The organism is Nocardia sp. NPDC055321, from assembly GCF_053645575.1.
This window is the reverse complement of the sequence record NZ_JBSHMS010000017.1, coordinates 183,656-198,268: the sequence shown is the minus strand read 5'-3', so window position 1 is coordinate 198,268 and position 14,613 is coordinate 183,656. Positions and strand designations below refer to the sequence as shown.

Annotated in this window: 11 protein-coding genes and 1 riboswitch; of the genes, 9 read left to right on the top strand and 2 right to left on the bottom strand. The window is 71.2% G+C overall.

Annotation, left to right across the window (positions count from 1 at the left end; genetic code table 11):
* Positions 1-64: 64 nt before the first annotated feature.
* Positions 65-260: riboswitch (cobalamin riboswitch) on the top strand.
* Positions 261-289: 29 nt separating this feature from the next.
* The 7 genes from ACWIGI_RS27025 (at position 290) to ACWIGI_RS26995 (ending at position 7,178) form a co-directional block, all read left to right on the top strand.
* A complete protein-coding gene (locus ACWIGI_RS27025) occupies positions 290-1,327 on the top strand; it encodes an ABC transporter substrate-binding protein (protein ID WP_454205282.1) in 1,038 nt (345 codons plus the stop codon).
* Positions 1,324-2,322 (top strand): FecCD family ABC transporter permease, encoded by a 999-nt coding sequence (locus ACWIGI_RS27020; protein ID WP_454205281.1) that lies wholly within the window; start codon positions 1,324-1,326, stop codon positions 2,320-2,322. The genes ACWIGI_RS27025 and ACWIGI_RS27020 overlap by 4 nt, the downstream gene beginning before the upstream one ends.
* 62 nt (positions 2,323-2,384) lie before the next feature.
* On the top strand, positions 2,385-3,386 hold the full coding sequence (locus ACWIGI_RS27015) for a FecCD family ABC transporter permease (protein ID WP_454205280.1): 1,002 nt from the start codon (positions 2,385-2,387) through the stop codon (positions 3,384-3,386).
* The gene (locus ACWIGI_RS27010) at positions 3,383-4,171 is read left to right on the top strand and encodes an ABC transporter ATP-binding protein (protein ID WP_454205279.1); all 789 of its coding nucleotides are present in this window, start codon (positions 3,383-3,385) and stop codon (positions 4,169-4,171) included. The genes ACWIGI_RS27015 and ACWIGI_RS27010 overlap by 4 nt, the downstream gene beginning before the upstream one ends.
* Positions 4,168-4,884 (top strand): (2Fe-2S) ferredoxin domain-containing protein, encoded by a 717-nt coding sequence (locus ACWIGI_RS27005; RefSeq protein WP_454205278.1) that lies wholly within the window; start codon positions 4,168-4,170, stop codon positions 4,882-4,884. The genes ACWIGI_RS27010 and ACWIGI_RS27005 overlap by 4 nt, the downstream gene beginning before the upstream one ends.
* Positions 4,885-4,969: 85 nt before the next feature.
* Positions 4,970-6,499, top strand: coding sequence for an FAD-dependent monooxygenase (locus ACWIGI_RS27000; protein WP_454205277.1), 1,530 nt, complete (start codon positions 4,970-4,972; stop codon positions 6,497-6,499).
* 154 nt (positions 6,500-6,653) lie between these two features.
* The gene (locus ACWIGI_RS26995; RefSeq protein ID WP_454205276.1) at positions 6,654-7,178 is read left to right on the top strand and encodes a hypothetical protein; all 525 of its coding nucleotides are present in this window, start codon (positions 6,654-6,656) and stop codon (positions 7,176-7,178) included.
* A 31-nt stretch (positions 7,179-7,209) separates the two neighbouring features.
* On the opposite strand, the gene ACWIGI_RS26990 is transcribed toward ACWIGI_RS26995, so the two are convergent.
* Positions 7,210-8,136, bottom strand: coding sequence for a cyclase family protein (locus ACWIGI_RS26990; protein WP_454205275.1), 927 nt, complete (start codon positions 8,134-8,136; stop codon positions 7,210-7,212).
* 156 nt (positions 8,137-8,292) lie between these two features.
* Here ACWIGI_RS26990 and ACWIGI_RS26985 point away from each other — a divergent pair, with 156 nt between their 5' ends.
* Together ACWIGI_RS26985 and ACWIGI_RS26980 are read left to right on the top strand one after the other, a co-directional pair.
* Positions 8,293-12,183 (top strand): Pls/PosA family non-ribosomal peptide synthetase, encoded by a 3,891-nt coding sequence (locus ACWIGI_RS26985; protein ID WP_454205274.1) that lies wholly within the window; start codon positions 8,293-8,295, stop codon positions 12,181-12,183.
* Positions 12,180-13,517, top strand: coding sequence for a M1 family metallopeptidase (locus ACWIGI_RS26980; RefSeq protein WP_454205273.1), 1,338 nt, complete (start codon positions 12,180-12,182; stop codon positions 13,515-13,517). Before ACWIGI_RS26985 ends, ACWIGI_RS26980 begins: the two co-directional genes overlap by 4 nt.
* Positions 13,518-13,528: 11 nt before the next feature.
* On the opposite strand, the gene ACWIGI_RS26975 is transcribed toward ACWIGI_RS26980, so the two are convergent.
* Complete coding sequence (locus ACWIGI_RS26975) at positions 13,529-14,488, bottom strand: AEC family transporter (RefSeq protein ID WP_454205272.1); 960 nt, start codon at positions 14,486-14,488, stop codon at positions 13,529-13,531.
* Positions 14,489-14,613 lie beyond the last annotated feature (125 nt).

Below are 14,613 nucleotides of genomic sequence, written 5' to 3'. Positions count from 1 at the left end.
CGCGGATCCGAGCACACCGGATCCGTCCGCACCCGAGCGCTTCCCGTGCTCGCGCGTGATCTTGGTACAGTCCCTCCGCCGTGGTGTTCGGGAAACCGGTGTGAAGCCGGTGCGGCCCTCGCCACTGTGATCGGGAAGTGAACAGATCTGTCCGGACGGAGTGATCCGCCGGGGCCACTGGGGTGCCCGCGCCCTGGGAAGGCCGATCGTTCACGCGGTATCCCGTCAGCCAGGAGACCGGCCACGGCAGGCAACACCCCATTCCACGAGGACCTGGAAGGCGGTCTCGGTGACCCCATCTGTTTTCGCGCGCCTGCGTACCGGCGCGCTGCTCGCCTGCGCGCTGCTGCTGACCGGTTGCGGCGTCCAGGCCGGACCGGCGGCCGACGGCGCGAACGCCGTCACCCGCGCAAACTGCGGTATCGACGTCGCCGTGCCGGGGCCGCCGCAGCGCATCTACGCCGCGTACCAGCCCTCCATCGAGATCGCGCACGCCCTCGGCGTCACCGACCGCCTGGCCGGGACCGCGTTCCTGGATTCGGCGGTGCTGCCGGAATACCAAGCCGCGCAGGCGAAATCCCCCTACGTGGAGAAGCTGCCGAGCCGGGACGAATTACTTTCACAGACACCGGATTTCGTGCTGTCCGGCTTCAACGGCGTGTTCGCGACGTCGTCGCAGAGCAGCGTCGGAACCCGGGCGAGCCTGCACGATCTGGGCGTGGAGACCTGGGTGCTGAGCCCGCTGTGCCCGAGCGCGGACGGTCTCGCGGACGAGGCCATCGACCCGGCGACCGTGCGCTTCGACAACGTGTACGCCGACCTGCGGGACCTGGGCGCGCTGTGGGGCGTGTCCGAGCGCGCGGAGACCGTTGTCGCCGACCTGAGTTCGCGCATCGAGGCGGTGCGCACCAAGGTCGAGGGCGCGGCCCGGCCGACGGTCGCGGTCGTCACGCCCAAGGACGACGGCTCCTACACCGTCGCGGGCGGCATCGATTTCGTCAGCCGGATCATCGAGGCCGCGGGCGGGGTCAACGCGTTCGCCGATCTCACCGAACGCCGCAACGTGCAGATCGGCGCGGAGCAGCTCATCGCCCGCGATCCCGACATCATCCTGACCAGCCTGTGCTGTAAGGCGAGCTACGTGCGCGCCGACGCGCAGCCGCAGGTGGACAAGCTCACCGGCAATCCCGCCTTCGCCAATCTGAAAGCCGTGCGCGCGAAAACGGTGCACCCGTTCCTGTTCGCCGATCGCGCCGCCGGGGTGCGCATCGCGTACGCCACCGAACTCGTCGCCGGACTGATCCACCCGGATCTGTTCGCGCGGTGATCGGCACCGTGCGCGGCGCCGGTCTGCTGCTGGCCGGGGCCGCGCTGGCCGCGACCTGCGCGGGCTCCATGCTGATCGGGACGCACCCGCTCGATCTGGCGGACGTGCTCGCGGCGTTCACCGATTTCCGGGGCGGCGACACGGACCGGATCGTGCGCTACATCCGCCTGCCGCGCACCGTGGCCGGGCTGCTGGCGGGCATCGCGCTCGCCCTCGCCGGGGCCGTCATGCAGGGCCTGACCCGCAACCCCCTGGCCGGGCCGGGGCTACTCGGCATCAACGCCGGCGCGTCACTGGCGATCGTGCTCGCCATGGCGGTTGTCGGACTGAGCTCGGCGGCGGGCCTGGTGTGGTTCGCGTTCGTGGGCGCGGCGGTGGCCGCGGTGTTCGTATACACCCTGGGCTCCTTCGGATTCGGCGGCGCGACCCCGGTGAAACTGGTCCTGGCCGGGGCCGCGTTCACGGCTCTGTGCGGGTCGATCACCACGGCGATCACCCTGCTGGACCGCACCACCTTCGACAACTTCCGCTTCTGGGTGGTCGGCTCGCTCACCCGGGCGAGCCTCGAATCCCTGTGGGCCGTACTGCCTTTCCTGGCCGTCGGCGCGGCTCTCACCGTCGCGGTGGCGCGTTCGCTCAACGCCCTCGCCATCGGCGACGACATGGCGCGCACGCTCGGCACCCGCCCGGTAGTGGTCCGAGGTCTCGGTGCGCTGAGCGTGGTGCTGCTGGCGGGCTCGGCGGTGGCGATCGCCGGTCCGATCGCGTTCATCGGCCTGGTGATTCCGCATATCGCCCGCGCGTTCGCCGGGCACGACTATCGCTGGGTGTTGGTCTGGTGCGCGCTGCTCGGACCGACCCTGCTGCTGTTCGCCGACATCGCCGGCCGGGTGCTCGCCCAGCCGCAGGAGATCCAGGTCGGCATCATCACCGCCTTCGCGGGATCGCCGTTCTTCCTCTATCTCGTGCGCAACCGGAAGGTGGCGACCCTGTGACAGGACACGAACCGAGCGTATTGCCCGGGGGGACAGTGCTGTTGCGCTCGCCCGGACAGCGAGTGGTCATTCGGGTCCAGCGCCGCTCGGCCCTGCTCACCGTGGCCCTCACGGCCGCGGCCCTGCTCGTGGCGGCGTGGTCGCTCACCGTCGGGCACTATCCGCTGACCGTCGCCGACGTGCTGCGGGTCCTGGGCGGCGGCGGCACGCTGATCGAGTACGACGTGGTGGTGGCCGATCGCCTACCCCGGGTGCTGACCGGCCTGGGCACGGGCGCGGCCTTCGCGATCTCGGGCGCGATTCTGCAGCGCGTCGCCACCAACCCCCTGGTCAGCCCCGAGATCATCGGCATCAATACCGGCGCGTCTCTGGGAGCGCTGGTGGTGAGCGTCGTGCTCGGCGGATCGGGCCTCGGCCTGGTCGGCGGCGCGCTCGCCGGGGCCTTCGCGGCCATGGCGCTGATCCTGGCGGTGGCGACCAAGGACGGGCTCGACGGCTACCGCCTGGTCCTGGTCGGCATCGGGGTCACGGCCATGCTGTCCGCGGCCATCGCGTTCATCCTGACCCGCGCGAACATCTACCAGGCCCATACCGCGGCCATGTGGCTCACCGGCAGCCTGACCGGACGCGATTGGCTCCACGTGGGATTCGCGACCGCGGCGGTGGCCGCGGTGCTGCCGCCGTTGATCGTGTTCGCCCGGGCGCTTCCGCTGCTCGAACTCGGTGACGACCTCGCCCACTCGCTGACCGGACGGCGCGCATCGCAGCGGACCACGCTCGTCGTGCTCGCCGCGCTGGCCGCGGCACTGGCCACCGCGGCGGCCGGGCCGATCGCCTTCGTCGCCCTGGTGGCACCGCAGATCGCGCGCCGCCTGCTCGCCGGCCGCGGCGCCGCGCTCGCACCCGCCGCGGCGGCCGGCGCGCTGCTGGTGGTCACCGCCGATCTGGCCGCGCGCCGGCTGTTCCCGGCCGAACTGCCGGTCGGGGTCGTCACCGCGATTCTCGGCGCGCCCGTTCTCGTCTACCTCCTCGCCCGCGCTACTCGAATCGGACACGCAGGATGACCGCACATCTGACCACCGCCGGACTCGGCCTCGCCTACGGCGGCGCCGCCGTCGTCACCGGCGCCGACCTGGACTTCCCCGCCGGCCGGTTCACGGTCATCGTCGGCCGCAACGGCTGCGGCAAATCGACGCTGCTGCGCGGCCTGGCCCGGCTGCTGCCGCCCGCCACCGGCGCGGTGCTGCTCGACGGCGCGGACATCGCCCGGCAGCCCGCGCGCACGCTGGCCCGCCGCCTCGGCATGCTGCCGCAGCAGCCCGTCGCGCCGGACGGGATCACCGTCGGCGATCTCGTCGGGCGCGGGCGGCACCCGCATCAGCGCTGGTTCCGGCAGTGGTCTGACGCGGACGACGCGGCGGTGCGGAAGGCGTTGTCCGCCACCGGAACCCTGGACCTGCTGGACCGCACCCTGGACGAGTTGTCCGGCGGGCAGCGCCAGCGGGTGTGGCTCGCGCTGGCGATCGCCCAGGATCCGGAGGTGATGCTGCTGGACGAGCCGACGACCTTCCTGGACCTGGCCCATCAGCTCGACATCCTCGACGTGCTGCGAACCCTGTTGCCGCGCACCATCATCGCGGTGCTGCACGACGTGAATCTGGCCGCCCGCTACGCCGATCACATCGTGGCGATGAAGGACGGCCGGGTGCTCGCCCAGGGCAGTCCGGCGCAGATCGTGCGGCCCGAGTTGATCGCCGAGGTCTTCGACCTGGACTGCACGGTGATCGAGGATCCGCTCACCGGCACCCCGCTGGTGATTCCCGCCCCGCGCACGGTGCGTACCGCATGAGCCGCCGGCACATTCTCGTCGCCCGGCCCACGCCGTCCGGGGTGGATCTCGTTGCCGTGCAACGCCTCGCCGACGCCTGCGGGATCGGCTACGCGGTGCTCGATCAGGACGAGCCGACCGTGCACGACGTGCTCGACGACGCGCTGCGCGACGGCGTACCCGTCACCCTGATCCCGCTGGCCGTTCCGCGCGACCGCTACCTGGAGACGTGGATCGCCCGCGCGGTGGCGAACTGGCGCGAGAGCCGCGGGGTGGACACCGAGGTACGAATCACCGCGGGCATCGACACCGCGACCGAATTCGTCGACCTCGTGCGCACCCGCATGAGCGAGGAGGGCACGGTGATCGGCGCGAGCCCGCGCGCGTTCCGCAGTCCCGCCTGGTCGGTGATCCCCGAGCACACCTCGCACATACTGGTCTGCCGCGGCCCGCGCTGCACCGTCTACGGCGCGGGCGAGCTCTACCGGGAACTGCGGCGTGACAACCCCGACGCGCTGGTGACCCCGACCGGCTGCCTCAACCCCTGCAACCTCGGCCCGCTGTACATCACCTATCCCGGCGGCGAATGGCATTCGCGCGCTGCCGGATCCGGGGCGTCCGGCGAGGCCGGGGCAGCGCACGATGGATCCGCGATCGGTGAAGAGATTTTCCGTCCGCTGGCGGCGCAAGCCGAAAATGAAGCCCCCCAACCCCTTCCCACTCTCAACTTATAGCGGAGAAGGGGGCTTGCGGCAAGACCCGGGTGATGCCGCAGAATCATCCGCCGTAGCCGAACCCGGCGGAATTGGAGTTGTACGAATGCCTGTGCTGGACACCGACGTCATCATTGTGGGCGCGGGACCGAGCGGCCTGATGCTGGCCGGCGAACTGCGTCTCGCGGGGGTGCGGACGCTGGTCTTCGAGCGTCAGCCCGCGATCCGGGACGTGCCCAAGGCCAGCGGGATCGGCGGCCGCATCCTGGATCTGCTGCGCTATCGCGGGCTGTACGAGCGCTTCGAGGCCGCGAGCAGCGATCCGCACCTCGCGCCGCGCTTCCCGTTCGGCGATGTGTACCTGGACTTCACCGCGATGGCCGAGCCTCCCATGGGAGCGCTGCCGCTGCCGCAGCGCGAAATCGAACACATGCTGGACGCGCACGCACGCGACCTCGGCGCGGAGATCCGCCGCGCCAGCACGGTGATCGGGGTGAACCAGGACGAGGAGAGCGTGACCGCGCGAGTACTGGGGACCGACGGCGAGTACGACGTCAGCGCCCGCTACCTGGTCGGCTGCGACGGCGGCCGCAGCCGGATCCGCGACCTGGCCGGCATCGACTTCCCGGGCACGACCTACCCGCAGGTCAACCGATTCGCGGCGGTCACGGTCTCGGACGCGGTGACCGTGCTCGACAACGGCGATATCGACGTGCCCGGCCTCGGCGTGGTGCACGCGGGCTTCACGCGCACCGATCGCGGCGCGTTCGCGTTCGCCGCCACGCCCGGCGGCCTCTCGCTCATGACCACCGAGGACGAGGCCGCCGAGTACGACGACGACGAGCCGCTGACGCTGGACGAACTCGGCGCGAGCATCACCCGGGTGCTCGGCGCCGAGGTGCCGCTCACCGGTTCGACCCGGCTCTCGCGCTTCACGTTCAAGGACCGCCAGGCCGAGAGGTACGTCGCCGGCCGGATTCTGGTGGCCGGCGATGCCGCGCACCTGTTCCCCGCAACCGGCACCGCCCTCAACGTGGGCATGCTCGACACCGTCAATCTCGCCTGGAAACTCGCCGCCGACGTGCACGGCTGGGCGCCCGCCGGCCTGGTGGAGACCTACCACGAGGAGCGCCACCTCGCGGGCGCCCGCGCCCGGCTGCAGACGCGCGCCCAGGTAGCCCTGCGCCGCGGCCACGATCCCGCCGCCGACGCCCTGCGCACGCTCGTCCAGGAACTCCTCGCCGACGAACAGCCCCTGCAACGCCTGGGCAACCTGGTCGGGCACAACGACATTCGCTACCCGATGCCGGACGAGAACCCCCACCCCCTCGCCGGCGTCTTCGCCCCGAACCTCGCCCTGCGCATCGGGGACGACGACACCGACGTCGCGACGCTGATGCGCCCCGCCCGCCCGATCCTGCTCGTTCTCACCGACCGCCCCGACCTGTCGGCCGTCGCCCGGGACTGGCACGACCGCGTCGACATCCACGTCGGCGAGATGACCGATCGCCCCGCCGACGCCCTGCTGATCCGCCCCGACGCCCACACCGCCTGGGCGGCCCACGTCGACGAGTCCCCCGACACCGCGGCCGAGTCCCTGCGCGCCGCCCTGACCACCTGGTTCGGCAAGTCCTGATCTGCGCGCGGCGACGGGGCGCCCGTGCCGTCCGGGTTCCGCGCACTCCGGGGTGACCCGCGGACGAACGCGTCGCGTCGACGCGATCGGGCACCCCGGTGCGGTGATCGCGCGGCGCGGTGATGAGGTGGACGGCGAGTAGAGAGGTAACGGGGTGGGAGACAAGAGAAAACTGGTCGGCTTCGCGACCCTGGGATGGATGCTCGTCACGGCGATCGCGGTGGTGCTGTTCTTCTCCGGGATCGCGCGCCTCACCCTGCTGATCGCGGGGTGGACCGACAGCGAGGTGCTGTACGCGCTGTCCTTACCGGTGACCGCGGTCGTGGGGCTGCTGCTCTGGCCGCAGGTGCTGGGGCTGCTGTGGCGGGCACGGCTCGCGAGCATGCGCCGGACCGGAGACAAGACCGCGGGCACCGTCGTCGAGACCGGCTACAAGCGGGTCCAACGCACCAACGGGCTCGATCAGCACCGGGTGCGGATCGAGACCGAGTTCCGGCACCCGGGCACCGGCGCCGAGCATCGGATTCGAAAGGAATACGTGTTCAACCAGTTCCGGCTCCGGCGCGCACGATCGCTCCAGGAGCGCTTTCCCGAGGGCTCGTCGGTACCCATGCGCGTGCGCGGCAACTACGCGGTCTTCGATATCGGCGAGCGGCCCACGTGGGGCGATATGTGGTGACCCGGCCGGCCCCGCACGGCCGGGCCGTTCCTCAGAAGATCGCGACCGGGGCCACCGGGGTGCCGGTCGCACCCACGAACGGCTCTGGGGTGGCCGTGAGCAGGAACTCGTAGCGGCCGTGCTCGGCGCAGGCCGCGGACAGCTCCTGCAGGTTCCAGTTCTGGCCCTGCAGCATGCCCATCTCCACCAGGTGCAGGGCGTGCACGCCGAGCCACACACCCTCGATCTCGGGCGGGAAGATCTCGAAGACCAGGGTGTCGTTGGCCACGGCGGCCACGTCGCGGGCATGGAACCACTCGGGGCAGCGAATCGAGAGCCCCGGCGAGGGGACGGCGTAGCCCTCGCGGTCACCGGCCAGGTAGAGCCCGATCTGGCCGGTGCGAATCAGCACGATATCGCCCTGTCGCACCCGCACTCGGCCGTATTCTTCTGCAGCGTCCAGGTCCTCCGGGGTGACGGCATGGTTGCTCGGCAGCCGTTCCACGCCGTGGGCCGCGGCGACATCGAGCAGTACACCGCGTGAGACGAGGTGCGTGGCCTTGTCGATCCCGCTGAACTTGGCGCCGCGGTGCGCGGTGATGGTGTCCGCGGGCCGGTTGTTGTAGATGCGCCCCGAATGCGAGACGTGGGTCAGCGCGTCCCAGTGCGTCCCGGCCTGCAAACCCATCGTGACCACGTCATCGCTGGTGGCGACGGTGCCGGGCCCGAACATCTCCCAGTTCACCGCGACCATGCTGTGTAGCGGGTTGACCCGGTTCGGGATCATGCCGGTCTGGATGCCCTGCTGGCTCAGGGGCACGGCCAGTGCGACCCGGTGCCCGGTGCGCACGGTGGCGGCCGCGGCGCGCACCACATTGTCGGTGATGAGGTTGAGGGTGCCGACTTCGTCGTCGGAACCCCAACGGCCCCAATTGTTCACCCGTTTGGCCAGGTCGTGGAAAGCCGATGGTAGTGCCATGCCGCATGAACTTACGGCCAACGGTGCACACCCGACAATCCGCACCACGGGTAGCGTAGACATTCGGTCACCGTGGAGTTCGCCCGCTGGTAACCCTCGTGTGAAACAACAGACGCCGAAGCGTTCGACAGTTCTATGAGAGGTTGGCACGACGCGATGCTGGAGCCCCAGGTCGATACCGCGCTGGGCGAAAGCCCCATGCTGCGGGCGGCGCTCGCCCCACCGGCCCGCACGCTGGTCGACATCCTGGCCGCCACCACGGCCGCGTTCCCGGACGCGCCCGCCATCGACGACGGCGACACGATCCTGAGCTACACCGAACTGACCCGCGCGGTCGAGGCCCGCGTCCGCGAACTGGGTGCGGCCGGGGTGCGCGCGGGCGATCGGGTCGGGGTGCGCATGCCCTCGGGGACGCGCGCGCTGTATGTGAGCATCTTGGCCGTCCTGCACGCCGGGGCCGCCTACGTGCCGGTCGACGCGGACGATCCGGACGAGCGCGCCCGCCTGGTCTTCGGCGAGGCCCGGGTGACCGCCATCCTGACCGCCGACGGCATCGAAACCACCGCCGCGGCAGCGCAATCGGCGGGCGGGCCCACCGCGGCCCCGGAACCCGGCGATGACGCCTGGATCATCTTCACCTCCGGTTCCACCGGCACGCCCAAGGGCGTGGCGGTCACGCACCGCAACGCCGCCGCGTTCGTCGACGCCGAGGCCCGGCTGTTCCTGCCCGCCGAGCCGATCGGCACAGAAGACCGCGTGCTGGCCGGTCTCTCGGTCGCGTTCGACGCCTCCTGCGAGGAGATGTGGCTGGCCTGGCGCAACGGCGCCTGCCTGGTGCCCGCGCCGCGCGCGCTGGTGCGCACCGGCGCGGACCTGGGCCCGTGGCTGGTGCGCCGGGAGATCAGCGTGGTCTCGACCGTGCCGACGCTGGCCGCGACCTGGCCCGCCGAGGCGCTGGACTCGGTGCGCCTGCTGATCTTCGGCGGCGAGGCGGTGCCGCCCGAACTGGCCGAACGCCTGGCCGGGACCGATGATCGCGAGGTGTGGAACACCTACGGCCCCACCGAAGCGACCGTGGTCGCGTGCGCGGCGCTGCTGGACGGTTCGTTCCCGGTGCGCATCGGACTGCCCCTGGACGGCTGGGATCTCACCGTCGTGGACGCGGCCGGAAACCCGGTGGGCGAGGGCGAATCCGGTGAACTCGTCATCGGCGGCGTCGGCCTGGCGCGCTACCTGGACCCGGCCAAGGACGCCGAGAAGTACGCGCCGCTGCCCTCGCTCGGCTGGGAACGCGCCTACCGCAGTGGCGATCTCGTGCGCAACGACGGCGCGGGCCTGGTGTTCCTCGGCCGCGCGGACGACCAGATCAAGCTCGGCGGCAGGCGCATCGAACTCGGCGAGATCGACAACGCGCTGCAGCACCTACCCGGCGTGACCGGCGCGGCGGCCGCCAACCGAACCACCAAGGCGGGCAACAAGATCCTGGTCGGCTATCTGACCGGCCCCGGCCCCGACTACGACGTCAAGGCCGCCAGGGCGATTCTGGCCGAACAGCTTCCGGCTCCCCTGGTGCCGCGCCTGGCGGTGGTCGCCGACATGCCCACCCGCACCTCGGGCAAGGTCGATCGCGACGCCCTGCCCTGGCCGCTGCCCAAGGCCACCGCCGCCGATCCCGGACTGAGCGAGACCGAACGTTGGGTGGCGGGGCTGTGGGACTCGATCCTGGGCGCGGAGGTCACCGATCCAGGCGCCGACTTCTTCGACCTCGGCGGCGGATCGCTCGCCGCCGCGCAATTGGTCGGCGCGCTGCGCGAACGCCATCCCCGCATCACCGTCGCCGATCTCTACGACTCCCCCCGCCTGGGCGCGCTGGCCGCGATGCTGGACGCCGCCGCACCGGTCGCCGCGGCCGCCGAACGCCTCGTGCGCCCGGTTCCGCTGCGCGCCCAACTGTTCCAGGTGCTGGCCACCGTCCCGCTGACCACGCTGACCGGCCTGCAGTGGCTCACCTGGCTGGCCATCGTCGGCAACATCGCGGCCTGGACCGAATCACTGCCGTGGCTCCCGCGCCTGTCCTGGTGGTGGGCGCTGCTGGCGTTCGTACTGTTCATCTCCCCGCCCGGCCGGATGGCGCTGTGCGTAGCCGGATCCCGGCTGCTGCTGCGCAACGTCGAGCCGGGCAGCTATCCGCGCGGCGGCTGGACGCATCTGCGGCTGTGGGCCACGGTGCGGCTGTCCGCGGCCAGCGGGGCCGAAAGCCTGTCCGGCGCACCGTGGATGGTGCCGTTCGCGCGGGCGCTGGGCGCGCGCATCGGCCGCGGCGTCGATCTGCACACACTGCCGCCGGTGACCGGCATGCTCGAGCTGGGCGACGGGTGCAGCATCGAACCCGAGGTCGATCTGTCCGGCTACTGGATCGACGGCGACCTCGTGCACATCGGGCCTATCAGCATCGGTCCCGGCACCGTGGTGGGCGCGCGGTCGATTCTGCTGCCCGGCACCAGGATCGGGAAGAACGCGGAGATCGCGCCGGGCTCGGCGGTCGCGGGCAAGGTCAAGGGCGAACAGGCGTGGGCGGGCTCACCGGCGGTGAAGGTCGGTAAGGCGCAGCACAACTGGCCCGATCACACCCCGGCGCGGGCTCCGCACTGGGTCGCGATCTTCGGTGTCACCTCCATGCTGCTGGCCGCGGTGCCGATTCTGGGCCTGGGCACCGGCGGCGCGTTCATCGCCTGGTGGATACGCGACACCACGACGCTGTCGCAGGGGCTCGGCCGCGCGTTCGCGATTCTGCCGGTGGCGACGCTGCTCAGTCTGGGCGTGTACGCGGCGGTGACCATCGTGGCGGTGCGATTGTTCAGTATCGGGCTGACGCCGGGCTATCACCCGGTGCGCAGCAGGGTCGGCTGGCAGGCGTGGGCCACCGAACGCCTGCTCGACGCCGCCCGCACGTTCCTGTTCCCGCTGTACGCGAGCCTGCTCACCCCGATCTGGTTGCGGTTGCTGGGCGCGAAGATCGGCAAGCACGTGGAGGCGTCCACCGTGCTGCTGCTGCCGAAGTTCACCACGGTCGCCGACGGCGCGTTCCTGGCCGACGACACCATGATCGCCAGCTACGAACTGGGCGGCGGCTGGTTGCACATCGGCGAGGCGAAGGTGGGCAAGCGCGCCTTCCTGGGGAATTCGGGGATGACCGCGCCGGGCCGCCGGGTGCCCAAGAACGGGCTCGTCGCGGTGCTCTCGGCCGCGCCGTCCAAGGCCAAGGCCGGCTCGTCGTGGCTGGGCAGTCCCCCGGTGCGGCTGCGGCGCACCGCCGGAAGCGGGGACACCGCACGCACTTTCGATCCCTCGCCGCAGTTGCGTGTGGCCCGCGCGATCGTCGAGACCTGCCGGTTGATCCCGGTGCTGGTGACCTTCGCCGTGGGGCTCGGGGTGCTGTTCACCCTGGCCTGGCTCGCCCAGACCGTCGGGCACCTGGCGACCGCGCTGCTGAGCGGACTGGTGCTGCTGGCGGCGGGCGCGGTGGCGGGTGCGGTGTCGGTGGCCGCGAAGTGGTTGCTGGTGGGGCGGATCGGGACCGAGGAGCATCCGCTGTGGAGTTCGTTCGTCTGGCGCAACGAGGTCGCGGACACCTTCGTCGAACACGTGGCCGCGCCCTGGTTCGCGCGCGCCGCGACCGGTACGCCCGTACTGAATCTGTGGTTGCGCGGGCTGGGCGCGCACATCGGCCGCGGGGTGTGGTGCGAGTCGTACTGGTTGCCCGAGGCCGACCTGGTGACCCTGGGCGACGGGGCGACCGTCGAGCGCGGCTGCGTGGTGCAGACACACCTGTTCCATGATCGAATCATGGCCATGGACACCGTGACTCTGGGCGCCGGGGCAACCCTGGGCCCGCATTGCGTCGCCCTGCCCGCCGCGAGTATCGGGGCGGGCGCCACCGTCGGTCCCGCGTCGCTGGTGATGCGCGGGGACACGGTGCCGCCGTCGACCCGGTGGTGGGGCAATCCGATCGCGCCGTGGTCCGGCAAGGGCGGGGCCGCCCGGTGAGGGTGCACAAATTCGCCGAGGAGCCGATCGACGACTACCTGCCGCAGAACGGCAATCGCGGGTACCGGGTGTCCCGGTACGAGCTGGACCTGACCTACAAGGTCGCGAGCAACCGGCTCGCCGGGCGCGCGGAGATCACCGCGGTGACGACCCGCGAGCAGGATCGGTTCGCGCTCGATCTGTCGCAGTCCCTGTCGGTCTCCAAGGTGCTGATCACCGGTGCTCGGGTGGCCAAATACACCCATCAGCACGGCAAATTGGTGATCACCCCGGCCCAGCGGATCCCGGTGGGCGGGGCGCTGTCGCTGGTCATCCAGTACGCGGGCACGCCGCGCCCGGTGCGCGGGCCGTGGGGTGAGGTCGGCTGGGAGGAACTGACCGAGGGCTCGCTGGTGGCCAGTCAGCCCAACGGCGCGGCGTCCTGGTTCCCGTGTGACGATCACCCGAGTTCCAAAGCCAGCTACCGGATTTCGATCACCACCGACACCCCGTACTACGCGCTGGCCAACGGCACGCTCATGCGCAAGCAGACCAAGGCCAGCCAGACGACCTGGGTGTACGAGCAGGCCGAGCCGATGGCGTCCTATCTGGCGACGGTGCAGATCGGGCCGTATCGCAAGCACCGCATCGACACTCGGCGCGGGGCGGTACCGATGCAGGCGGTGCTGCCGCTGCGGTTGCGCGCGGCGTTCGATCACGATTTCGCGCGCCAGCCCCGCATGATGGAGGTCTTCACCGAGGCGTTCGGGCCGTATCCGTTCGACGGGTACACCGTGGTCGTCACCGACGACGAGCTCGAGATTCCCATCGAGGCGCAGGGCATCTCCACGTTCGGCGCGAATCACTGTGACGGGCAGCGCGGTTCGGAGCGCCTCGTCGCGCACGAGCTGGCGCACCAGTGGTTCGGCAACAGCCTCACGATCTCCCGGTGGCGCGATATCTGGCTGCACGAGGGCTTCGCCTGTTACGCGGAGTGGATCTGGTCCGAGGCCGCGGGCGGGCCGAGCGCCGATCAGCTTGCCCGCACCGCGCACCGCACTCTCGCGCATCTGCCGCAGGACATCCTCATCGGCGATCCCGGTCCGGCGCGCATGTTCGACGATCGGGTGTACAAGCGCGGCGCGCTCACCCTGCACGCGCTGCGGCTGCTGCTGGGCGATCCGAAGTTCTTCAATCTGTTGCGCGAGTGGACGACCCGGCACCGGCATTCCTCGGTGACCACCGACGATTTCACCGATCTGGCCGGGCATTACAGCCCGAACCCGCTGCGGTCGCTCTGGGATGCCTGGCTGTACACCCCGGTACTGCCCGCGCTGCCGGCCACCCCGCGGTGACCCGGGCGCGGTCAGCCGGCGACCAGCAGGGCCGCCCAGATCGGCAGTAGCAGCAGCGATACCAGCGTCGATTTCACGACCGCGGCGGCGGCCAGATCGATCTCGGTGTCATAGCTCTGGGCGAACAGGAAGAGGTTCTGCGCGGTGGGCATGGCTGCGATCAGGGTCAGGTAGGCGAGCCACGGCTGGCCGACGTGGAACACCGCGTCCGCGATCAGCCACGTCAGGGCAGGGAAAGCCAGGCATTTGCAGGCGATCAGCCAGTATTCGCCGGGTCCGGCGGGGCGCAGGCGCAGGCCCGTCCCGCCCAGGTGCAGCCCGAGCGCGAACAGCGCGATCGGCGCGGCGGCCGCGCCGGCGGTGGACAGGCAGTCCAGGATCCAGCCCGGGATCGTGATGCCGGTGAGGTTGGCGGATATGCCGAGCCAGCAGGACAGCACCAGCGGGGTGGTCAGCGCGGCCCGGACTCCGCTCCACACCCGGGCCGCGGTGGTCCCGGCACCCGGCGCCGCGCCGTCCCCGGGCGCCGATTCGAGCAGCGCGATGATGATCGTGGTCAGGACGCAGACCTGCAGCAGCAGGACGGGGAAGATGGGTGCGGCGTCCCCGAAGAGCAAGGCGAACACCGGGATCGCCAGGTACGCCGTGTTGACCTGGCAGGCGGCCATGACACGCAACGCGATCCCCCGCACCCCGATCCCCCGGGCGTAGGAGACCCCCGCGACCAGGCAGGCGGTCAGGGAGACGGCGAGAACGTAGGCCCCCAGCGCCCACGGGTCGAAGACCCGGCCCAGGTCGGCCGTGTAGAGGCTGCCCAGCAGATACGCGGGGATCGCGAAGCGGAACGCGAACTCGGAGAACAGTTTCGAGGCCGACGCGTCGATGGTCCCGCGCCGCGCGAACACCACCCCCGCCGCGAACACGAACACCACCGGCGCCAGCTTCGCCGCCATGGCGGTCACGCCACCCACATCACCCTCCACACCGACCGGCCCCGGAGCCGCGCGGCCGCTCCTACCGGTTCTCGCACTGTTCCGTGCCCGTCACGAACGCGGCAACTGGCCGCGAGCGTACGTCGGGCCATCGGCTAGCGCGC

What these genes read in the sequence shown, in the direction of transcription:
- ACWIGI_RS27010 (WP_454205279.1), top strand. Translation starts at nt 3,383, where the DNA reads ATGACCGCACATCTGACCACCGCCGGACTCGGCCTCGCCTACGGCGGC.
- ACWIGI_RS27005 (WP_454205278.1), top strand. Translation starts at nt 4,168, where the DNA reads ATGAGCCGCCGGCACATTCTCGTCGCCCGGCCCACGCCGTCCGGGGTG.
- ACWIGI_RS27000 (WP_454205277.1), top strand. Translation starts at nt 4,970, where the DNA reads ATGCCTGTGCTGGACACCGACGTCATCATTGTGGGCGCGGGACCGAGC.
- ACWIGI_RS26990 (WP_454205275.1), bottom strand. Translation starts at nt 8,136, where the DNA reads ATGGCACTACCATCGGCTTTCCACGACCTGGCCAAACGGGTGAACAAT.
- ACWIGI_RS26985 (WP_454205274.1), top strand. Translation starts at nt 8,293, where the DNA reads ATGCTGGAGCCCCAGGTCGATACCGCGCTGGGCGAAAGCCCCATGCTG.